Annotated in this window: 22 protein-coding genes and 1 tRNA gene; 17 read left to right on the top strand and 6 right to left on the bottom strand. The window is 58.0% G+C overall.

What is annotated here, in order from left to right; all coding sequences use genetic code 11:
- Positions 1-8: 8 nt before the first annotated feature.
- Positions 9-1310 carry a CYTH domain-containing protein gene (locus tag FY206_RS21050; protein ID WP_032642104.1) on the bottom strand — a complete coding sequence of 434 codons (1302 nt, stop codon included), beginning with the start codon at positions 1308-1310 and terminating at the stop codon, positions 9-11.
- 229 nt (positions 1311-1539) lie between these two features.
- Between FY206_RS21050 and FY206_RS21055 the strand changes: the two genes are divergently transcribed.
- Together FY206_RS21055 and FY206_RS21060 are read left to right on the top strand one after the other, a co-directional pair.
- Complete coding sequence (locus FY206_RS21055; RefSeq protein WP_024906484.1) at positions 1540-2160, top strand: TIGR04211 family SH3 domain-containing protein; 621 nt, start codon at positions 1540-1542, stop codon at positions 2158-2160.
- A 60-nt stretch (positions 2161-2220) separates the two neighbouring features.
- Positions 2221-3462, top strand: a complete 1242-nt coding sequence (locus tag FY206_RS21060; RefSeq protein WP_032642106.1) for a multifunctional CCA addition/repair protein — start codon at positions 2221-2223, stop codon at positions 3460-3462.
- A 13-nt stretch (positions 3463-3475) separates the two neighbouring features.
- Here FY206_RS21060 and bacA read toward each other — a convergent pair whose 3' ends face one another.
- On the bottom strand, positions 3476-4297 hold the full coding sequence (gene bacA, locus FY206_RS21065; protein ID WP_032642108.1) for an undecaprenyl-diphosphate phosphatase: 822 nt from the start codon (positions 4295-4297) through the stop codon (positions 3476-3478).
- Positions 4298-4403: 106 nt separating this feature from the next.
- The gene (gene folB, locus FY206_RS21070) at positions 4404-4772 is read right to left on the bottom strand and encodes a bifunctional dihydroneopterin aldolase/7,8-dihydroneopterin epimerase (RefSeq protein WP_008502956.1); all 369 of its coding nucleotides are present in this window, start codon (positions 4770-4772) and stop codon (positions 4404-4406) included.
- A 107-nt stretch (positions 4773-4879) separates the two neighbouring features.
- Between folB and plsY the strand changes: the two genes are divergently transcribed.
- Both plsY and FY206_RS21080 read left to right on the top strand, forming a co-directional pair.
- The gene (plsY, locus tag FY206_RS21075) at positions 4880-5494 is read left to right on the top strand and encodes a glycerol-3-phosphate 1-O-acyltransferase PlsY (RefSeq protein ID WP_008502955.1); all 615 of its coding nucleotides are present in this window, start codon (positions 4880-4882) and stop codon (positions 5492-5494) included.
- Between the two features lie 90 nt (positions 5495-5584).
- Positions 5585-7051 (top strand): MFS transporter, encoded by a 1467-nt coding sequence (locus FY206_RS21080; RefSeq protein ID WP_032642111.1) that lies wholly within the window; start codon positions 5585-5587, stop codon positions 7049-7051.
- Positions 7052-7091: 40 nt separating this feature from the next.
- On the opposite strand, the gene FY206_RS21085 is transcribed toward FY206_RS21080, so the two are convergent.
- Positions 7092-7514 (bottom strand): MarR family winged helix-turn-helix transcriptional regulator, encoded by a 423-nt coding sequence (locus FY206_RS21085; RefSeq protein ID WP_032642113.1) that lies wholly within the window; start codon positions 7512-7514, stop codon positions 7092-7094.
- Between the two features lie 146 nt (positions 7515-7660).
- On the opposite strand from FY206_RS21085, the gene FY206_RS21090 reads away from it, so the two are divergent.
- From FY206_RS21090 to ureG, 9 genes are all read left to right on the top strand, one after another.
- Positions 7661-8674, top strand: a complete 1014-nt coding sequence (locus tag FY206_RS21090; protein WP_032642115.1) for an alpha/beta hydrolase — start codon at positions 7661-7663, stop codon at positions 8672-8674.
- Between the two features lie 145 nt (positions 8675-8819).
- Positions 8820-9647 carry an urease accessory protein UreD gene (locus tag FY206_RS21095; protein ID WP_032642117.1) on the top strand — a complete coding sequence of 276 codons (828 nt, stop codon included), beginning with the start codon at positions 8820-8822 and terminating at the stop codon, positions 9645-9647.
- A gap of 10 nt (positions 9648-9657) precedes the next feature.
- On the top strand, positions 9658-9960 hold the full coding sequence (locus FY206_RS21100; protein ID WP_006811999.1) for an urease subunit gamma: 303 nt from the start codon (positions 9658-9660) through the stop codon (positions 9958-9960).
- Positions 9961-9970: 10 nt separating this feature from the next.
- Complete coding sequence (locus FY206_RS21105) at positions 9971-10285, top strand: urease subunit beta (RefSeq protein WP_032642120.1); 315 nt, start codon at positions 9971-9973, stop codon at positions 10283-10285.
- The gene (gene ureC / locus FY206_RS21110) at positions 10278-11981 is read left to right on the top strand and encodes an urease subunit alpha (protein WP_032642122.1); all 1704 of its coding nucleotides are present in this window, start codon (positions 10278-10280) and stop codon (positions 11979-11981) included. Before FY206_RS21105 ends, ureC begins: the two co-directional genes overlap by 8 nt.
- Positions 11982-11990: 9 nt before the next feature.
- Complete coding sequence (gene ureE / locus FY206_RS21115) at positions 11991-12455, top strand: urease accessory protein UreE (protein ID WP_032642124.1); 465 nt, start codon at positions 11991-11993, stop codon at positions 12453-12455.
- A gap of 9 nt (positions 12456-12464) precedes the next feature.
- Positions 12465-13004 carry a HupE/UreJ family protein gene (locus tag FY206_RS21120; RefSeq protein WP_032642126.1) on the top strand — a complete coding sequence of 180 codons (540 nt, stop codon included), beginning with the start codon at positions 12465-12467 and terminating at the stop codon, positions 13002-13004.
- Positions 13004-13678, top strand: coding sequence for an urease accessory protein UreF (locus tag FY206_RS21125; protein WP_032642128.1), 675 nt, complete (start codon positions 13004-13006; stop codon positions 13676-13678). The genes FY206_RS21120 and FY206_RS21125 overlap by 1 nt, the downstream gene beginning before the upstream one ends.
- Positions 13679-13687: 9 nt before the next feature.
- Positions 13688-14305 carry an urease accessory protein UreG gene (gene ureG, locus FY206_RS21130; RefSeq protein ID WP_032642132.1) on the top strand — a complete coding sequence of 206 codons (618 nt, stop codon included), beginning with the start codon at positions 13688-13690 and terminating at the stop codon, positions 14303-14305.
- An 87-nt stretch (positions 14306-14392) separates the two neighbouring features.
- Here the strand turns inward: ureG and tsaD are convergent, their stop codons facing one another.
- Positions 14393-15406: a tRNA (adenosine(37)-N6)-threonylcarbamoyltransferase complex transferase subunit TsaD gene (gene tsaD / locus FY206_RS21135; protein ID WP_032642134.1), complete on the bottom strand. Its 1014-nt coding sequence runs from the start codon at positions 15404-15406 to the stop codon at positions 14393-14395.
- A gap of 236 nt (positions 15407-15642) precedes the next feature.
- Here tsaD and rpsU point away from each other — a divergent pair, with 236 nt between their 5' ends.
- From rpsU to rpoD, 3 genes are all read left to right on the top strand, one after another.
- Positions 15643-15858, top strand: coding sequence for a 30S ribosomal protein S21 (gene rpsU / locus FY206_RS21140; RefSeq protein ID WP_001144069.1), 216 nt, complete (start codon positions 15643-15645; stop codon positions 15856-15858).
- Positions 15859-15973: 115 nt separating this feature from the next.
- Positions 15974-17719, top strand: a complete 1746-nt coding sequence (dnaG, locus tag FY206_RS21145; RefSeq protein WP_032642136.1) for a DNA primase — start codon at positions 15974-15976, stop codon at positions 17717-17719.
- Between the two features lie 164 nt (positions 17720-17883).
- Positions 17884-19731: an RNA polymerase sigma factor RpoD gene (rpoD, locus tag FY206_RS21150; RefSeq protein WP_032642138.1), complete on the top strand. Its 1848-nt coding sequence runs from the start codon at positions 17884-17886 to the stop codon at positions 19729-19731.
- A gap of 102 nt (positions 19732-19833) precedes the next feature.
- Here rpoD and mug read toward each other — a convergent pair whose 3' ends face one another.
- Entirely contained in the window at positions 19834-20340 is a 507-nt protein-coding gene (gene mug / locus FY206_RS21155; RefSeq protein WP_032642140.1) for a G/U mismatch-specific DNA glycosylase, read from the bottom strand.
- A 125-nt stretch (positions 20341-20465) separates the two neighbouring features.
- Between mug and FY206_RS21160 the strand changes: the two genes are divergently transcribed.
- Positions 20466-20541, top strand: a tRNA-Ile gene (locus FY206_RS21160).
- Positions 20542-20877: the final 336 nt, after the last annotated feature.

Here is a 20877-nt window from a genome sequence, read left to right on the forward strand (position 1 = left end):
TGCCAGAGTTAACGTTTTCCGCTGTGCAGCCAGAACGGCTCCTGCGAAATGGCCTCGTTACGGAAATGCTCAATCTCAATATGCTGGCGGGTTTCAATGGCATGCTTCAGCCCCTGCCAGTTTTCCAGCCAGGCCTGCGCCCGTGGCCCGTCGTAGGCACCGGAAAGGAGCAGCATGCTGTCGATGTTGCGCGAAAGGCGGGGCAGCTGATCGCCATACTTATCGCCGAGCGGATACGCAAAGGTGCTCTTCAGCTCGGCAGCATGGCGGGAAAGATGAATGTCCGCGAAACGCTTAAAGTTTTCCGCGATTTTGGCCTCTGCTTTCGCATCCAGGAAGGCGCGCCAGCCGCGCGTGACCAGAAACTCGGTTAGCGCCAGTTTTGCGGCAGCGGCTTGCGGGCTGTAGATCGCCGTTTGCGCGGAGACGTCCGAGAGCATCAGCGTTTCGGTTTGCGTCAGCAGATCACGTAAGTGAGCGCTCGCTTTGCGAGGAACGATACCGCCGAACAGCGCCAGGGTATGGCGCACCAGTGCAATGGCCGCCAGCACGTGGGTTTTGGCATGCTTCACATTACGCGCCCACAGCTCTTCGTGGTACTGCCACTGCGAAAGCGCCAGCTCCAGCGCGGCTTCCAGACCCTGCTCAACGCTGGCTTTCGGCGCAACGTGCAGGATGGTCATCTCTTTCAGGACGCGCGGCGCATTTCCGGCGGCCAGATGGTAACCGCGCGCGGCTTTACTCAGGCTTCCCTGACGCAGTCCGGACTGATTCACCAGCCTGCGCGCCAGCTTCAGCACGTCATTCGCGTCCCCTTCCAGCAGCTCAAGCTCCAGTTCGCAAATCGGCTCCTGGTACTCACCCGCCTTCACGTCGCCCAGATCGAGGGCGATTTCGATACGGCTTTTACCTTCCGTCACCAGCCATTTCTCACGCCAGAAATCGGTGCTGAACAGCGGCTGCACCTGTTCCGCCAGCGTGGCAGGCAGTCCACCTTCCGGCCAGACGTCCGCCGGAAAACGTTCCAGCTCAAGTTCTGGCTGGTTGATGTCGATATTGTATTCCGGACGCTGATGTAAACCGCCGACCACGCGGCCAGCAATTTTCATCGTCATCTCGTAGCGGCCGTTCGCGCCACGGATGCGCAGGCCCATATTGTGGCGACGCAGCCAGTTGTCCGGCGTTTCGTAATAGATATTAAGCAGTTGTACCGGTGCATGGTGTTCGCCGGAAAGCGTATGCAGATGCTGGCGGAGTGCGTCAACGCTGTCTTTTTCGACGATAAATTTTAATTCGATTTCCTGAGCCATAGCCTTGTACTTTTGCGGGCGTCACAGACGCGTCAATGAGGGCGAACTTCCTCGCCATTTGTTTGTCAGTACATAGTATTTTGCGCCAAATTGCCATGCAATGAGCAATTTGTCGGGCGTAAATGTCCAGAGTCGTGACACAGATGATTCCGATTGCTGACGAATGCTTTGCGTAGAGACACTGTTGCCACTACTATCGTTCCACTATTTATGAAAATAACGACTAATGATGCTTAAATTACGCCTGATTGGACTTACTTTACTCGCTTTTAGCGCCGCAACCGCAGTGCACGCTGAAGAGAAGCGTTACGTTTCTGACGAACTGAACACCTGGGTACGCAGTGGCCCCGGAGATAATTATCGCCTCGTGGGCACGGTGAATGCCGGCGAGGAAGTCACCCTGTTACAGACCAATGCCGACACCAACTATGGTCAGGTTCGCGACAGCACCGGCCGTACGTCCTGGATCCCGCTGAAAGAGCTTAGCACCGTCCCTAGCCTGCGCACCCGCGTGCCGGATCTGGAAAATCAGGTGAAAACCCTGACCGACAAGCTGAACAACATCGACGGCACCTGGAACCAGCGCACCGCAGAAATGCAGCAGAAGGTAGCGCAGAGCGACGGCGTGATTAACGGCCTGAAGGAAGAGAACCAGAAGCTGAAAAACGAGCTGATTGTCGCGCAGAAGAAGGTGAATGCCGCCAATCTGCAGCTCGATGACAAACAGCGCACCATCATCATGCAGTGGTTTATGTATGGCGGCGGCGTGCTGGGCGTGGGTCTGGTGCTGGGTCTGGTCCTGCCGCATCTGATCCCAAGCCGTAAGCGTAAAGACCGCTGGATGAACTAATTCGTCTTCTCTGCCAGACTTACGTATCATTCTGGAAAAGAGAAAACGGGAGAGTGGGGCGTGAAGAGTTATCTGGTCGGTGGTGCGGTTCGTGATGCGTTGTTAGGTCTGCCGGTCAAAGATAAAGACTGGGTGGTGGTGGGCGCCACCCCGGAAGAGATGCTCGACGCGGGCTACCAGCAGGTAGGCCGCGATTTTCCCGTATTTCTGCACCCGAAAAGCCGTGAAGAGTATGCCCTGGCGCGTACCGAGCGGAAATCCGGCTCGGGCTATACCGGCTTCACCTGCTATGCCGCGCCGGACGTCACGCTGGAGCAGGATCTGCTGCGTCGCGATCTCACCATCAACGCGCTGGCGCAGGACGAAAACGGCCAGATCGTTGACGCCTATGGCGGCCAGGACGATCTGCGCAACCGCCTTTTACGTCACGTCTCCCCCGCGTTTTCTGAAGATCCGCTCCGCGTGCTGCGCGTAGCCCGCTTTGCCGCGCGCTATGCCCATCTCAGCTTCCGTATTGCCGATGAGACAATGACGCTGATGACCGCCATGACCGAGGCGGGCGAGCTTGAACACCTGACCCCCGAGCGCGTCTGGAAAGAGACGGAAAATGCCCTCACCACGCGTAATCCGCAGGTCTTTTTCCAGGTGCTGCGCGACTGCGGCGCGCTGAAGGTGCTGTTCCCGGAAATCGACGCGCTGTTTGGCGTCCCTGCCCCGGCGAAATGGCACCCGGAAATTGATACCGGCGTGCATACGCTGATGACCCTGAGCATGGCGGCCATGCTCAGCCCTGACTTGGACGTGCGCTTTTCGACCCTGTGCCACGATCTCGGCAAAGGCTTAACCCCTAAAGAATTCTGGCCTCGCCACCACGGGCACGGCCCGGCAGGGGTGAAGCTGGTCGAGGGGCTGTGCCAGCGTCTGCGCGTGCCGAACGAAATCCGCGATCTGGCGAAACTGGTGGCCGAATTCCACGATCTGATCCACACCTTCCCCATCCTGAAACCGGCCACTATCGTGAAGCTGTTCGATAACATCGACGCCTGGCGCAAGCCCCAGCGCGTGGAGCAAATTGCGCTCACCAGCGAAGCGGACGTGCGCGGTCGGACCGGGTTTGAAGCGTGCGACTACCCGCAGGGACGTTTACTGCGTAAAGCCTGGGAGGTGGCAAAAGCGGTGCCGACGAAGGACGTTGTCGAGGCAGGGTTTAAAGGCCCGGAGATCCGCGAAGAGCTGACAAAACGGCGGATTGATGCCGTCGCGGCGTGGAAGGAAAAGCATTGCCCTCAGCCAAAAGACTGAGGGCTGTGGGTCATCAGAAGAAGACCACGTATACCGCAGCCGCCACGATAAAACGATAGATCGCGAACGGAATAAACGAGATGCGCTTAATCAGCTGCAGGAAGGTTTTGATGGCAATCAGCGCCACGATAAACGCGGTGATGAAGCCGACGGCGAACATCGGAATGTCGCCAGCCGTCAGGAAGTGATAGCTCTTATAGACGTCAAGCACGGTGGCGCCCATCATCATCGGCACCGCCAGCAGGAACGAGAACTCTGACGCGGCGTAACGGCTCACGCCCATCAGCATCCCGCCGGAAATGGTTGCGCCTGAACGGGAGAAGCCCGGCCACAGTGCCAGACACTGGAAGCAGCCGATCATAAACGCCTGACGATAGGTCATATCGTCCAGCCCTTCCGCGCGCGGCGTTTTTGGCTTCAGCACTTCGGCGGCAATCAGCAGGAAGCCGCCGACCACCAGCGCATACATCACGTTAATCGGATTAAACAGCGATTTGATGGCGTCGTGGAAAACCAGGCCCAGCACCACCGCCGGGATCATCCCGAGCAGAATATGGATCAGCGACAGGCGGCCTTTACCGGCCCCCTCGTGCTGAGGCGGACGGCCAAAGTGAATGCCGATCAGGCCAAACAGGCGGCGCCAGAACATCACCACCACCGCCAGAATGGACCCCAGCTGGATCACGACTTCAAACGTTTTCGCGGTATCGCCTTCAAAGCCCAGCAGATGGCCAACGATAATCATATGGCCGGTACTGGAAACCGGTAAAAACTCCGTCAATCCTTCGACCACACCCAGTATTGCCGCCACCAGCAGCGAGTGCATATCGCTCATCTATAAACCCCTAAAAAAGATATAAAAAAACGGTGTCCCATGCGGACCACCGATAAGATACAGTCTTGAGACCGTTATAGCCTAAAATGGTTTAGCTATTATGACGTTAAATCTTTCCTTTCAGATTTGTGCCACGCTCGATGATGACCCCCACGTTGGCGGCGCGCGCCACCGCGCCAGGCTTGCTCAGCTTGATGCGCACCCACGGTGAGTTGAATTTTTTCAGCAGCAATTCTGCGACCTCTTCCGCCACCCGCTCCACCAGCGCAAAACGCTGCCCTTCCACATGGCCGATGACCGTTTCGCTGATGTCGGCATAGCTCAGACAGTCGTTCACGTCATCGCTTTTTGCCGATTTGCGGTTATCCCACCCCATTTCGATATCGAACACCAGCTTCTGCTCGATGGTCTGTTCCCAGTCGTAAACACCAATAGTGGTGATTACCGAAAGTTGCTCTATAAATACAATATCCATCACGACCTGCCTGCTTTTTGGCTAAACCGGATACCACTTCCGGCGAATTATGCGTATTATCCACAGATGCTGAGAATACAGATACCTTTTCAAAACGGAACAGCGTTATGAGTGCAATCGCGCCTGGAATGATCCTCCTCGCCTATCTTTGCGGCTCAATCTCCAGCGCCATTCTGGTCTGCCGCATTGCCGGGTTACCTGACCCGCGTGAAAGCGGTTCCGGGAATCCGGGAGCGACCAACGTACTACGAATTGGCGGCAAGGGAGCAGCCGTAGCGGTTTTGATTTTTGATGTTCTGAAAGGAATGCTGCCCGTCTGGGGTGCCTATGCGCTGGGCGTCACGCCGTTCTGGCTGGGGCTGATTGCGATCGCCGCCTGCGTCGGGCACATCTGGCCCGTATTCTTCGGTTTTAAAGGCGGCAAAGGCGTTGCAACCGCATTTGGCGCCATTGCGCCCATCGGCTGGGACTTAACCGGCGTGATGGCCGGAACCTGGCTACTGACCATTTTGCTGAGCGGCTATTCGTCGCTGGGCGCTATCGTCAGCGCGCTCATCGCCCCGTTTTACGTCTGGTGGTTCAAGCCGCAGTTCACCTTCCCGGTGTCGATGCTCTCCTGCCTTATCCTGCTGCGCCATCACGACAATATTCAGCGCCTGTGGCGTCGTCAGGAGACCAAAATCTGGACGAAGCTCAAGAGGAAGAAAAAAGACGCTCCGTAAGGTTAGTTATGCCTTATAGCCAAATGTGATTTTGGTCACCTTCTGCCTGTGGTAACTGTTAATGACACAACACAACCACACAAGAAGAAAATGGCAGAGATCACAGAAACAACTCCCCTTTCAACGGCAGGAAAACGCCCCGACGGCGACATCCAGTGGGTGCGCAGCGCATCGGATGTATCACGCCTCGTTAATGACGGTTCTCAGGGCCGGGCAAACGCCCGTATCGTGGTCGGTATCGCGCTGGGCGGGATATTCCTCGATGCCTACGATCTGGGCGCGCTGGCGTTCGGCATTAAAGACATTACTCGCGAATTTAACCTGACGCCCGCCGGTACCGGTATGGTGGCCTCGGCGATTACCTTTGGTGCCATTGTCGGGGCGCTGCTCGGCGGTTACCTCACGGATAAAATCGGGCGCTACCGCGTTTTTATGGCTGATATGGTGTTCTTCGTGGTAGCGGCCATCGCCTGTGCGCTGGCCCCGAACGAATATGTGCTGGCGGGTGCCCGTTTTGTGATGGGGCTTGGGGTCGGGATCGACCTTCCCGTCGCGATGGCGTTTTTAAGCGAGTTCGCCAGGCTGAAAGGCCCCGGAAACAAGGCCTCCAGCGTCGCGATGTGGTGCCCCACCTGGTATGCCGCCATCAGCGTCTCCTACCTGCTGGTGCTTTTCTTCTACGCCGTGCTGCCGGCAAGCCACAGCGACTGGCTGTGGCGTTTGATTCTCGGCTTTGGCGCGGTGCCCGCGCTGGTCATCATCGCCATCCGCAGCCGCTATATGAGCGAATCGCCGGTCTGGGCGGCGAATCAGGGTAACCTGAAAGAGGCGGCGTCCATTTTACGCCACTCCTATAACATCAATGCCCACGTGCCGCAGGATGCGCTCGGCCAGCCAGCCTCTGTGGTGAATAAAGCGAAATGGTCAAACTATTTGAACCTGTTTCGTGGCATTTATCTAAGGCGCACCACGCTCGCCACGCTGCTGTCCGTCGTCTCCTCGTTTGCCTATAACGCCGTGGCGTTTGGTCTGCCGGCGATCGTCTCCAGCTTCTTTGTCCAGTCGATGCTCGCCACCATCCTGATTTCTCTGGCGCTTAACCTGCTGTTTGCCTTCGTCGGCGGGCTGCTGGCGGTACGCTACGTGCCGCGCTTCGGCGCATGGCGAATGTCGCTTGCGGGATATGCCTGCCAGCTTGTCGCGCTGCTGGGCCTGGCGCTGATTGGCCGACCGGAAGGCACCGCTGAAGGCGCGCTCGCCGTCGCGATGCTGGCGCTTTTCCTGTTTGGTCAGGGCTTTGGCCCGGGCGCGCATACCATGACGTTTGCCTCGCTGAGCTACCCGACCTCGCTGCGCGGCGTGGGCGTGGGTCTCAACCAGACGCTGATGCGCAGCAGTTCCACGCTGTCGCTGTTCCTGTTCCCGCTGCTGGTCGCGTCGCTCGACACCGCCGTATTCTGGGTGATTGCGCTGGCGCCGTTTATCGGCCTGGCGTCGCTGCTGGCGATCCGCTGGGAGCCGTCCGGATATGACGTAGATGCGGAGGACTATCGGTAACAACACATCGCTTCGGTGGGCCAACCCCACCGAAGCGCTCTTAGAAATCGTCCAGCAGCGTTCGGGAGAGTCTTTTTAACATCTCGAGCTCTTCATCATTCATCCGCATGCTGCAGCGAATCTGGTCCGGCAGCGCCATCACCTGTTTTTTCAGAGCGTTAGCCTTTTCTGTCAGGACGACATTTTTCATTCTTTCATCCCCCACAACCGCGACCCGTTTGAGAAATCCTTTCGCCTCAAGCTTTTGAACCAGCGGGGTCAACGTGCCCGAATCAAAAAACGTCTTATCGCTGAGCTCGCGAAGCGGGATGTTGTCTTTCTCATAAAGCGCCATCAAAACAACGAACTGCGGGTAGGTCAGATCCATCTCCTGCAGTAAGGGACGATACTGGCGAACGAACGCATTGGTGACCGAGTACAGCGAGAAGCAAAGTAAATCGTCTAGCGTTTTGTTTTCTTTCATTTTTCTAGCCACTCCTAATGTGTTGCCTAAAAAAATTATAAATAATGTTTGACTAAAAGTATCTTGCGCGCAAGTATTATGTCAGAAACTAAATAGCGCACCACTTAGTTAATCAATCCGATCAAATACGTTAAAGAGGCAACACCATGAAAACACTCACCGCCATCCTGGTTTCTTCCGTCTTCGCGTCAGCTGCGGCGTCTGCCCAGACCACCAATACCCCAACGCCGACCGCAGGCGTACAGGCATTTCTGAATGTACTGAATTCTGGAAAAGGGAAACCGATGGAACAGATGACCCCTCAGGAGGCCCGCCAGGTGCTGATCGGCGCGCAGCAAGGCGCAAAACTGCCGCCCGCTCAGGTTTCTGAAAAAACAATCCAGGTAAACGGTCAGGCGATCAAGCTGAAAATAGTGAAACCTGAAAACGCGACCGGCACGCTCCCGGCATTTATGTTCTTCCACGGCGGCGGCTGGGTGCTGGGTGATTTCCCAACCCACGAACGCTTAATCCGCGACCTCGTTCGCGCTTCGGGTGCCGCAGCGGTTTACGTTGATTACACCCCATCACCTGAGGCCCATTTCCCGGTGGCTATCAATCAGGCCTATGAAGCGACAAAATGGGTAGCCGAGCACGGTCAGGAAATTGGCGTGGACGGTAGCCGTCTGGGTCTGGTCGGTAACAGCGTGGGCGGCAATATGGTGGCGTCTGTGGCGCTGCAGGCAAAACAGTTCAAGGGACCAAAAATTCGCTACAACGTCATGCTCTGGCCTGTGACCGATGCGAATTTTGATACTGCCTCGTATAACCAGTTCGAGAACGGCTATTTCCTGTCGAAAAACATGATGAAATGGTTCTGGGATAACTACACCACCCGCGATGCCGACCGCAACAATATCCTGGCCTCTCCGCTTCGCGCCAGCGCCGCACAGCTGAAGGGCTTCCCGGAAACGCTGATTCAGACAGCAGAGCTGGACGTTCTGCGGGACGAAGGCGAAGCGTTCGGACGCAAGCTGGATGCGGCTGGCGTCCCGGTGACCGTCACGCGCTATAACGGCATGATCCACGACTACGGCCTGCTTAACCCGCTGAGCCAGGAGCCGACGGTTAAAGTTGCTCTTGAGCAGGCGGGCGCAGCGCTGCATGAGCACCTGAAATAGGATCGTCATTCTTCACCCAGAGCACGGCCCCGGGCCGTGCTTTTTTATTTCGCCAGCCCGCACATCCATAAGCGACTCATATGACAGCCTTCATTTCCGCCAGGGCATACTGAAACGACCCCGATGATGAGCAGATGGATGCAGCATGTTAGCAGCTCAGGTCACTGATAATTCGTACAAAGGCTGGCAGGCGTCGCTTGCCCTGCAGTTTTGTCACACCCCTGAGAAAACCCTCCTGTACTCCGCCCACCACGTCGGGCCACTTACCGTTCAGCGGCCGTTTTACCCCGAGGACGAAACCTGTCACCTCTACCTGCTGCACCCGCCCGGCGGCATTGTGGGCGGCGATACGCTGGACATTTCCGTTCGGCTGGACGCCAAAAGCCACGTGCTTATCACCATGCCCGGCGCCAGCAAGTTCTATCGCAGCAGCGGCCCGCAGGCTCGCCTGAGCCAGCACTTTTACCTTGAAGAAGACGCGACGCTGGAGTGGCTGCCGCAGGACACCATTATTTTTCCCGGGGCGAATGCCGCGCTGCGCTCAGTCTTCCACCTCAAAGCCTCCAGCACGCTGCTGGCGTGGGAGCTGTACTGTCTGGGACGCCCGGTAATCGGCGAGACCTTCAGCCACGGCACGCTGGAGAGCCGCCTTGAGGTCTGGGTCGACGACGAACCGCGCCTGATCGAGCGCCAGCATCTTAACGGAGGCGATCTCGCGCCCGTTGCCGGGCATCCCTGGCTCGGCACCCTGCTGTTCTATCCGGCCCGTGAAGAGCACCTGGAATCGGTGCGCGAGCGGCTCGCGCCGCTGGAACACTTTGCGGGCGCAACGCTCACCGACGGCCTGCTGTCGGTGCGTTTCCTCTCGCACGACAACCTGATTTGCCAGCGGGTGATGCGCGACGTCTGGCGGTCGCTTCGCCCGCTTCTCACCACCAAAACCGCCTGTTCGCCGCGTATCTGGCAGACATAAGAGAAACGTTATGGAACTGACCCCCAGAGAAAAAGACAAGCTGTTGCTGTTCACCGCCGCGCTGGTTGCCGAACGCCGCCTTGCGCGCGGGGTAAAGCTCAACTATCCGGAATCGGTCGCGCTGATCAGCGCCTTTATTATGGAAGGCGCGCGCGATGGCGAAACCGTCGCCTCGCTGATGGAGGCGGGCCGCCACGTCCTGAGGCGCGACCAGGTGATGGAGGGCGTCCCGGAGATGATCCCGGATATTCAGGTCGAAGCCACCTTCCCGGACGGATCCAAGCTCGTCACCGTCCACAACCCGATCGTCTAAGGAGCGCGTAATGATCCCAGGCGAATACCAGATCCAGCCCGGCACGATTGCGATCAACGCCGGGCGCAAAACCCACACCGTGATTGTCGAAAATCACGGCGACAGGCCGATCCAGGTCGGATCGCACTATCACTTTTACGAGGTCAACCCGGCGCTGAAGTTCGAGCGGGAAGCCACCAAAGGCTACCGGCTGAACATCCCGGCGGGCACCGCCGTGCGCTTCGAGCCCGGGCAGAAGCGGGAAGTCACGCTGGTGCAGGTTGCCGGCGCGCAGCGCATCTTCGGTTTTCGCGGCGAGGTAATGGGCGAGGTGCAGCATGGCTGAGATTTCGCGCCAGGCGTATGCCGATATGTTCGGTCCCACCACCGGCGATAAGGTGCGGCTGGCGGATACCGAACTGTGGATCGAGGTGGAAAACGATCTCACCGTTTATGGCGAAGAGGTGAAGTTTGGCGGCGGCAAAGTGATCCGCGACGGCATGGGCCAGGGGCAGATGACCGCCGACGACTGCGTGGATCTGGTGCTCACCAACGCGCTGATCGTCGATCACTGGGGGATCGTGAAGGCCGATATCGGCGTCAAGAACGGGCGGATCTTTGCCGTCGGTAAAGCCGGTAACCCGGATATTCAGCCCGGCGTGACGATCCCGATCGGTGCGGCAACGGAAGTCATCGCCGCCGAAGGGAAGATCGTCACCCCGGGCGGGATCGACACCCACATCCACTGGATCTGCCCTCAGCAGGCGGAAGAGGCGCTGGTCTCCGGCGTCACCACCATGATCGGTGGCGGCACCGGCCCCGCGGCGGGCACCAACGCCACCACCTGCACGCCGGGGCCGTGGTATATCGCCCGCATGCTGCAGGCTGCCGATGCGCTGCCGGTGAATATCGGCCTGCTCGGCAAAGGTAACGGATCCAGCCCGGACGCCCTGCGCGAGCAGATTGCCGCCGGTGCCATCGGGCTGAAGATCCACGAAGACTGGGGCGCCACGCCTGCGGCCATCAACTGCTCGCTGGAAGTCGCCGAGGAGATGGATATTCAGGTGGCGCTGCACAGCGACACGCTGAACGAGTCCGGATTTGTGGAAGACACGCTGGCGGCGATTGGCGGGCGCACCATCCACACCTTCCATACCGAAGGGGCGGGCGGCGGCCATGCGCCGGATATTATCACCGCCTGCGCGCACCCGAATATTCTGCCCTCCTCCACCAACCCGACGCTGCCCTACACGGTGAACACCATCGACGAGCATCTCGACATGCTGATGGTCTGCCACCACCTCGACCCGGATATCGCCGAGGACGTAGCCTTTGCTGAATCGCGCATTCGTCGGGAGACCATCGCCGCCGAAGACGTGCTGCACGACATCGGCGCGTTCTCGCTCACCTCGTCAGACTCGCAGGCGATGGGCCGCGTGGGCGAAGTGATTGTTCGCACCTGGCAGGTGGCGCACCGCATGAAGGTCCAGCGCGGCGCGCTGGCGGAAGAGACCGGCGAGAACGATAACTTTCGCGTGAAGCGCTACGTCGCCAAGTACACCATTAACCCGGCGCTGACCCACGGTATCGCTCATGAAGTGGGTTCGATTGAGGCGGGCAAGCTGGCGGACCTGGTGGTCTGGTCCCCGGCGTTCTTCGGCGTGAAGCCCGCCACCATCGTCAAGGGCGGGATGATCGCCTGCGCGCCGATGGGCGATATCAACGCCTCCATCCCCACGCCGCAGCCGGTGCATTACCGCCCGATGTTTGGCGCGCTGGGCGCCGCGCGCCACGCCACGCGGCTGACGTTTATCTCGCAGGCCGCCAGCGCGAACGGCGTCCCGCAGCAGCTTAACCTGCAGAGCGCCACGGCGGTGGTGAAAGGCTGCCGCACGGTGAAAAAGGCCGACATGATCCACAACGGCCTGCAGCCCAACATCACCGTCGATGCGCAAACCTACGAGGTGCGTGTCGACGGCGAACTGATTACCAGCGAACCGGCCGACGTTCTGCCGATGGCGCAACGCTATTTCCTGTTTTGAGGAGTGATGATGATCTATTTAACCCAACGCCTGGACCATGCCCACCCGGTAACCGCCAGCGTCACGCTGCCGATTGACGTGCGGGTCAAAAGCCGCGCCCGCGTGTCGCTGAACGACGGCCGCGACGCCGGGCTGATGCTGCCGCGCGGCCTGCTGCTGCGCGGGGGAGACCTGCTGACCACCGACGACGGCAGCGAGGTGATCGAGGTGATCGCAGCAGCAGAGTCCGTCTCCGTGGTGCGCTGCGCCGATCCGTTCCTGCTCGCCCGCGCCTGCTACCACCTGGGCAACCGCCACGTGCCGCTGCAGATCATGCCCGGCGAGCTGCGCTATCACCACGATCGCGTCCTCGACGACATGCTGCGCCAGTTCGGGCTGGACGTGGCCTACGCCAGCCTGCCGTTTGAACCGGAAGCGGGCGCGTACGCCAGCGATGCCCACAGCCATAGCCATTCTCACGCTCATTCACATTAAGGATCCCTCATGCGCAAGTATCTACCCCTGCTACTGCTGGCCTTTTCCGTTCCCGCGCTCGCCCATCCCGGCCACGGCGCCGACAGCTTTCAGGCCGGTTTTCTCCACCCGCTGACGGGGTTCGATCACCTGCTGATGCTCACCGGCGCGGGCGTGCTCTCGGCGCTGAGCGGCCGCAGGCTCCTGCTGCCGTTTGCCACGCTCGGCATGATGCTCGTGGGCGCCATTGCGGGCAGCCTGCTCGGCGGCTTTAGCGGCATGGAGATGCTGATTATCGCCTCGCTGGCGGTCTGCGGCGTGATGATGTTTAAAACGGAAAACCGCCTGCTGCTGGCGGTGCCTGTCCTGGCGATGTTCCACGGCTGGGCGCACGGCGTGGAGATGTCCGGCCACAGCTTCTGGCTCTTCACCAGCGGGTTTATGTTCGCCAGCGCCACGGTGCTGTGCGCCAGCTTCGCGGCGGGGTTACTGCTGCGCCGTCACGACGGCCTGCGCAAAGCCTTCGGCGGCGGGCTGATCGTCTCCGCCCTGCTGGCGCTGATGAGCTGATGGAGCACGTTCGCCAGCGGCTGCGCCTGATGCAGCTCTCCAGCAGCAGCCTGCCGGTCGGGTCGTTTACCTGGTCGCAGGGGCTGGAGTGGGCCGTTGAGGCGGGCTGGGTCGCGAGCGCCGACGCCTTTAAACGCTGGCAAATTCAGCAGATGGAGCAAGGTTTTTTCTGCGTCGATCTGCCGCTGTTTATTCGTCTGTTTCAGGCCTGTACGCAGAGCGATCTGGCTGCGGCCAAACGCTGGACCGCCTGGCTGCTCGCCTGCCGGGAGACGCGCGAGCTGCGCGAAGAGGAGCGCAACCGCGGGGCGGCCTTTACGCGTCTCATCAAAAGCTGGGAGCCGGACTGCCCGGCAGAATGGCTGGCGCTGAGTATGCAAAGCCAGCTCACCGGCATGGCCTGGCTCGGCGTGCGCTGGGGCATTGACGCGCGCGAGCTGGCGCTGAGCCTCGGTTACAGCTGGATGGAGAGCGCGGTGATGGCGGGCGTCAAGCTGGTACCGTTTGGGCAACAGGCCGCGCAGCAGCTTATTATCGAACTGAGCGACCATTTTGCCGCCGGGCTTGAACGGGCATTTTTGCGCAGTGATGACGAGATCGGCGCGGCGACACCGCTGTCCGCTATCGCCTCCGCGCGGCACGAAACCCAATATTCACGACTATTCCGTTCCTGAGGAGTCAACATGGCTGATTACAAACATCCCCTGCGCGTGGGCGTGGGTGGCCCGGTAGGGTCGGGCAAGACCGCGCTGCTGGAAGCGCTCTGCAAGGCGATGCGCGACACGTACCATCTGGCGGTGGTGACCAACGATATCTACACCAAAGAGGATCAGCGCATCCTGACCGAGGCGGGCGCGCTGGCGCCGGAGCGCATCGTCGGCGTGGAGACGGGCGGCTGCCCGCACACCGCCATCCGCGAAGACGCCTCGATGAACCTGGCGGCGGTGGAAGCGCTCAGCGAGAAGTTCGGCAATCTGGATCTGATCTTCGTGGAAAGCGGCGGCGATAACCTGAGCGCGACGTTCAGCCCGGAGCTGGCGGATCTGACCATCTACGTGATCGACGTGGCCGAAGGGGAAAAAATTCCGCGCAAGGGCGGGCCGGGGATCACAAAATCCGATTTTCTGGTGATCAACAAAACCGATCTCGCGCCGTACGTGGGTGCGTCGCTGGAGGTGATGGAGCGCGATACCAACCGCATGCGCGGCGAGCGTCCGTGGACCTTTACCAACCTGAAGGCGGGGGACGGTTTAGCAACGATTATTGCGTTTCTGGAAGATAAAGGGATGCTGCGGGTGTAGTGCGGCTTATTGCCCGGTGGCGGCTTCGCCTGACCCGGCCTACGGTTTTTGTAGGCCCGGTAAGCGCAGCGCCACCGGGCAAAAAACTCACGCCTCCGGCAGTTCTGCCAGCGGCCAGCGCGGACGCACGGACACGCTCAGGTCGGACGTTGCGCCCGCGTTCAGGCGCACCATACCCGCGTAGGCGATCATCGCCCCGTTATCGGTACAGAACTCCGGACGGGCATAGAACACCTCCCCGCGACGCTTTTGCATCATCTCGGCGAGCTTCGCGCGCAGCGTGCGGTTAGCGCTCACGCCGCCCGCCATCACCAGACGCTTAAAGCCGGTCTGATCCAGCGCGCGCTTGCACTTGATCATCAGCGTATCCACCACCGCATCTTCAAACGCGCGGGCGATATCGGCGCGGGTCTGATCGCTGTCGTCGTTATTGCGGATCGTGTTGGCTGCGAAGGTTTTCAACCCGGAGAAGCTGAAGTCCAGCCCCGGACGGTCGGTCATCGGACGCGGGAAGACAAAGCGCCCTTCCGTTCCCTGCGCCGCCATTTTCGACAGCATCGGGCCGCCGGGATAATCCAGCCCCAGCAGCTTGGCGGTTTTGTCGAACGCTTCACCGGCGGCGTCGTCGATCGACTCGCCCAGCAGCGCGTACTGGCCAATGCCCGTTACGCTAATCAGCTGCGTATGGCCGCCGGAGACCAGCAGCGCCACAAACGGGAATTCAGGCGGATTCTCTTCCAGCATCGGTGCCAGAAGATGCCCTTCCATATGGTGAACCGGAATGGCCGGCACATCCCACGCGAACGCCAGCGAACGGCCAACCGTCGCGCCAACCAGCAGCGCACCGACCAGACCCGGGCCTGCGGTATACGCCACTGCATCAATCTCTTTTGCCGTTAATCCGGCTTCTTTCAGCGCCGCCTGAATCAGGGGAACCGTTTTACGCACGTGGTCACGAGAGGCCAGTTCCGGCACGACGCCGCCGTAGTCAGCGTGCAATTTCACCTGACTATACAGCTGGTTGGCCAGAAGTCCTTTTTCGTCGTCGTAAATGGCGATGCCGGTTTCATCGCAGGATGTTTCAATACCCAGTACACGCATGACTTGTTTTACCTCGTTTCAATACCGCGCAGTGTAGAGCCTGGGCGGGTTGATGTAAAACTTTGTTCGCCCCAGGAAGAAGGCTCGTGTATACTCCTCACCCTTATTAAAGTCCCTTTCAAAATCGCATCGGTGCTTTACAAAGCAGCAGCATTTGCAGTAAAATTCCGCACCATTTTGAAATAAGCTGGCGTTGATGCCAGCGGCAAACCGAATTTATTAAAGGTGAGAGTTACATGCCGGTAATTAAAGTACGTGAAAACGAGCCGTTCGACGTAGCACTGCGTCGCTTCAAACGTTCATGCGAGAAAGCAGGTGTTCTGGCTGAAGTTCGTCGTCGTGAGTTTTATGAAAAACCAACGACCGAACGTAAGCGCGCTAAAGCTTCCGCTGTGAAACGTCACGCGAAGAAACTGGCTCGCGAAAACGCACGCCGTACTCGTCTGTACTAATTGGTTGAGGGCCTCAGCCCTCAATTGACAGACAGAGTAATAGTCGTAAGGCCGTGCTTCCGGAAGGAATGCGCGGCTTGTTTTCGTTTATAAGTCGCTTAACATTTTGGGGCATATGGCCGGAAGAATCCCACGCGTTTTCATCAATGACCTGCTTGCCAGAACCGACATCGTCGATCTCATCGACGCGCGGGTAAAGCTGAAAAAACAGGGCAAGAACTACCATGCGTGCTGTCCGTTCCATAACGAAAAAACCCCCTCCTTCACCGTAAACGGTGAAAAGCAGTTTTACCATTGCTTCGGCTGTGGCGCACACGGTAATGCCGTTGATTTTTTAATGAACTACGACAAGCTCGAGTTCGTTGAAACCGTCGAAGAGCTGGCGGCGATGCATAACCTTGAAGTGCCGTATGAAGCAGGCAGTGGGCCAAGTCAGATCGAGCGCCATCAGCGGCAAACGCTGTATCAACTGATGGATGGCCTGAATTCGTTTTACCAACAGTCTCTTAAGCACTCTGCGGCTGAACCTGCGCGTCAGTATCTGAACAAGCGCGGACTGAGCGACGATGTCATTGCGCGTTTCGCTATTGGTTACGCCCCGCCCGGCTGGGACAACGTGTTAAAGCGTTTTGGCGGCAATAGCGAAGATCGTAAGTCTCTCATCGATGCAGGCATGCTGGTCACCAACGACCAGGGACGAAGCTACGACCGCTTCCGCGAACGGGTGATGTTCCCGATCCGCGACAAGCGTGGCCGGGTCATTGGTTTTGGTGGTCGCGTGCTGGGTGATGCCCTGCCGAAGTACCTCAACTCCCCGGAAACCGATATTTTCCATAAGGGCCGCCAGCTTTACGGTCTTTATGAGGCGCAGCAGAATAATGCGGAACCTCCGCGTCTTCTGGTCGTCGAAGGCTATATGGACGTCGTGGCGCTGGCGCAGTACGACATCAACTACGCGGTTGCGTCGTTAGGGACGTCCACCACCGCCGATCATATTCAGCTGCTGTTCAGGGTGACCAACAACGTCATCTGCTGTTACGACGGTGACCGCGCAGGCCGCGACGCCGCCTGGCGAGCGCTGGAAACCGCGCTGCCGTATATGACCGACGGGCGTCAGCTACGCTTTATGTTTCTGCCCGACGGTGAAGATCCGGATACGCTGGTGCGTAAAGAGGGCAAAGCGGCGTTTGAAGCGCGGATGGAGCAAGCTCAGCCGCTCTCCACGTTTTTGTTTAACAGCCTGATGCCGCAGGTCGATTTGAGTACCCCTGACGGGCGCGCGCAGCTCAGCACGCTGGCGCTGCCGTTAATCAGCCAGGTGCCCGGCGAAACGCTGCGCATCTATCTGCGTCAGGAGTTAGGCAACAAGCTCGGCATTCTGGATGACAGCCAGCTTGAACGTTTAATGCCAAAACAGGCTGAAAACGGCACGGTTCGCCCCGCGCCTCAGCTAAAACGCACAACCATGCGTATACTGATAGGGTTGCTGGTACAAAACCCCGAGCTTGCGCCGCAGGTGCCGTCGCTGGCGGGGTTGGACCACGAAAAATTGCCCGGGCTTGGCTTATTTTCAGAGCTGGTCAACACCTGTTTGTCACAGCCAGGTCTGACCACCGGACAACTTTTAGAGCATTATCGCGGCACAAAAGAGGCCGCTACCCTTGAAAAATTGTCGATGTGGGACGATATAGCTGATAAGGACATTGCAGAAAAAACGTTCACCGACTCACTCAACCATATGTTTGATTCGATGCTTGAGCTGCGCCAGGAAGAGTTGATAGCTCGCGAGCGCACACACGGTTTAAGCAGCGAAGAACGCCGGGAGCTCTGGATGATTAACCAGGAACTGGCGAAGAAATAAGTCAAAGACAAAGTTTTTAACGGCTTAAGTGCCGAATATCGATCGGGAAGCCCCCGGCAGCCGCACTGAGAGGCAGCGGCAAAAATATAAGTACGCCCTCGCTTTAAAGGTTGGCAGCCCCATCGCCGACACCAATCAAACGAATTAAGTGTGGATACCGTCTTATGGAGCAAAACCCGCAGTCACAGCTGAAACTTCTTGTCCAACGTGGTAAGGAGCAAGGCTATCTGACCTATGCCGAGGTCAATGACCATCTGCCGGAAGATATCGTCGATTCAGATCAAATCGAAGACATCATCCAAATGATCAATGACATGGGCATTCAGGTGATGGAAGAAGCACCGGATGCCGATGATCTGTTGCTGGCTGAAACCTCCAACAACACTGACGAAGATGCGGAAGAAGCTGCTGCACAGGTACTGTCCAGCGTGGAATCTGAAATCGGGCGTACCACTGACCCGGTCCGCATGTACATGCGCGAAATGGGTACCGTTGAGCTGTTGACCCGCGAAGGCGAAATTGACATCGCAAAACGCATCGAAGACGGGATCAACCAGGTTCAGTGCTCCGTTGCCGAGTACCCGGAAGCGATTACCTACCTGCTGGAGCAGTACGATCGCGTTGAAGCGGAAGAAGCGCGCCTGTCTGACCTGATCACCGGTTTTGTCGACCCGAACGCTGAAGAAGATATGGCGCCTACCGCCACTCACGTCGGTTCTGAACTGTCTCAGGAAGAGATGGATGACGACGAAGACGAAGATGAGGAAGAGAGCGACGACGACACCGCGGATGATGACAACAGCATCGACCCGGAGCTGGCGCGCGAGAAGTTTGCCGAGCTGCGTACCCAGTACGAAGTGACGCGTGACACCATCAAAGCGAAAGGCCGCAGCCACGCTGCCGCTCAGGAAGAGATCCTGAAGCTGTCTGAAGTGTTCAAACAGTTCCGCCTGGTGCCAAAACAGTTCGACTACCTGGTGAACAGCATGCGCGTGATGATGGATCGCGTGCGCACCCAGGAACGCATCATCATGAAGCTGTGCGTTGAGCAGTGCAAAATGCCGAAGAAGAACTTCATCACCCTCTTCACCGGCAACGAGACCAGCGAAACCTGGTTCAACGCGGCTATCGCGATGAACAAGCCGTGGTCTGAAAAACTGCACGACGTGAAGGACGATGTCCATCGCGGCCTGCAGAAGCTGCAGCAGATTGAAGAAGAGACCGGCCTGACCATCGAGCAGGTCAAAGACATCAACCGTCGTATGTCTATCGGTGAAGCGAAAGCCCGCCGTGCGAAGAAAGAGATGGTTGAAGCGAACTTGCGTCTGGTTATCTCTATCGCCAAGAAATACACCAACCGCGGTCTGCAGTTCCTGGATCTGATTCAGGAAGGCAACATCGGTCTGATGAAAGCGGTAGATAAGTTTGAATACCGTCGTGGTTACAAGTTCTCCACCTACGCAACCTGGTGGATCCGTCAGGCTATTACCCGCTCTATCGCGGATCAGGCGCGCACCATCCGTATTCCGGTGCATATGATTGAGACCATCAACAAGCTCAACCGTATTTCCCGCCAGATGCTGCAGGAGATGGGCCGCGAGCCGACGCCGGAAGAGCTGGCCGAGCGCATGCTGATGCCGGAAGACAAGATCCGTAAGGTGCTGAAGATCGCCAAAGAGCCAATCTCCATGGAAACACCGATCGGTGACGATGAAGATTCGCATCTGGGTGATTTCATCGAGGATACCACCCTCGAGCTGCCGCTGGACTCTGCCACCACCGAGAGCCTGCGTGCCGCAACGCACGACGTTCTGGCTGGCCTGACCGCCCGTGAAGCGAAAGTCCTGCGTATGCGTTTCGGTATCGACATGAACACCGACCACACGCTGGAAGAAGTGGGTAAACAGTTCGACGTTACCCGCGAACGTATCCGTCAGATCGAAGCGAAGGCGCTGCGTAAGCTGCGTCACCCAAGCCGCTCTGAAGTGCTGCGTAGCTTCCTGGACGATTAATCCAGGTAAACAGCAAAAAGCTCCCAATCGGGAGCTTTTTTTTGTGTATTCCCTCTCCCCGTGGGAGAGGGTCAGGGTGAGGGCAACAAGCCGCAGAAGCCCCTAAAGCCCCCGCACCATCAGCGCCTCATCCAGCTCCCGATACGCCTCTACCAGCTTATCCAACGAGGCCCTGTTCAGCCCGCTCGGATTCGGCAGCACCCACACCTGCGTCACGCCTATCATGATGCTCTGCTTGCCCCACTGCGTTCCACGCTGGCTAAACGCCTGCTCGTAGGCCTGCTTGCCGAGGATGGCCAGCGCGTCGGGCTGATAATCCTCAATCTTCTTAATAAGTTCGCGTCCGCCGCTGCGCAGCTCATGCAGGTTAACCTCACTCGCCTGTACCGTCGGCCGCTCGACCAGCATGGTAATTCCGCAGCGCGTGTCCAGCAGGTGCTGCTCCTCTTCGGGCTTGAGTAACCTGTCGGTAAACCCGGCCTGGTAAATCACCTTCCAGAAGCGGTTGCCCGGATGGGCGAAGTGAAAACCGGTGTGCGCCGAGGACTTGCCCGGGTTAATTCCGCAGAACACCACCCGCAGGCCAGGGGCCAGAATATCGTTGATCATCTTTACTCCCGCTCGATACATCGTTGGGTAAGTATAAAGGATTGATTATGCGTTGTTTATAAAAACAGCAGGCAGGTGTGAATGGCTGGATTGCTGAGGGGAGTTACTTTATAATTCACCGCCACGGCCCCTTAGCTCAGTGGTTAGAGCAGGCGACTCATAATCGCTTGGTCGTTGGTTCAAACCCAACAGGGGCCACCAGATAAAACAAGGACTTGCGAGAAATCACAAGTCCTTTTTGTTTTATTAAGGCTACTTATAGGCTACTTTTTTCGATTATCACTGATTATTTAAACAGCAAAAAACCTGCATGAATTCACTCTCATCTTTAAAAATGTAAAGATAATCTCTAAATAAAAAGTCACGAATTCTTTGATTAACATCTGTCGACTGAAAAATGATCAAAAAAGTTATCACACCCCACGCATTATACAATGCTACTCGCAAACCAGCGCCAGCTCTGGAAGTCAGGGGTATATCCACTAAAGTATTTTTTTCACTTTCTGTATACCGGAATGGCTTTAAATTGCTCATCAT

The sequence above is a fragment of the Enterobacter chengduensis genome, from assembly GCF_001984825.2.
GTDB lineage: Bacteria > Pseudomonadota > Gammaproteobacteria > Enterobacterales > Enterobacteriaceae > Enterobacter > Enterobacter chengduensis.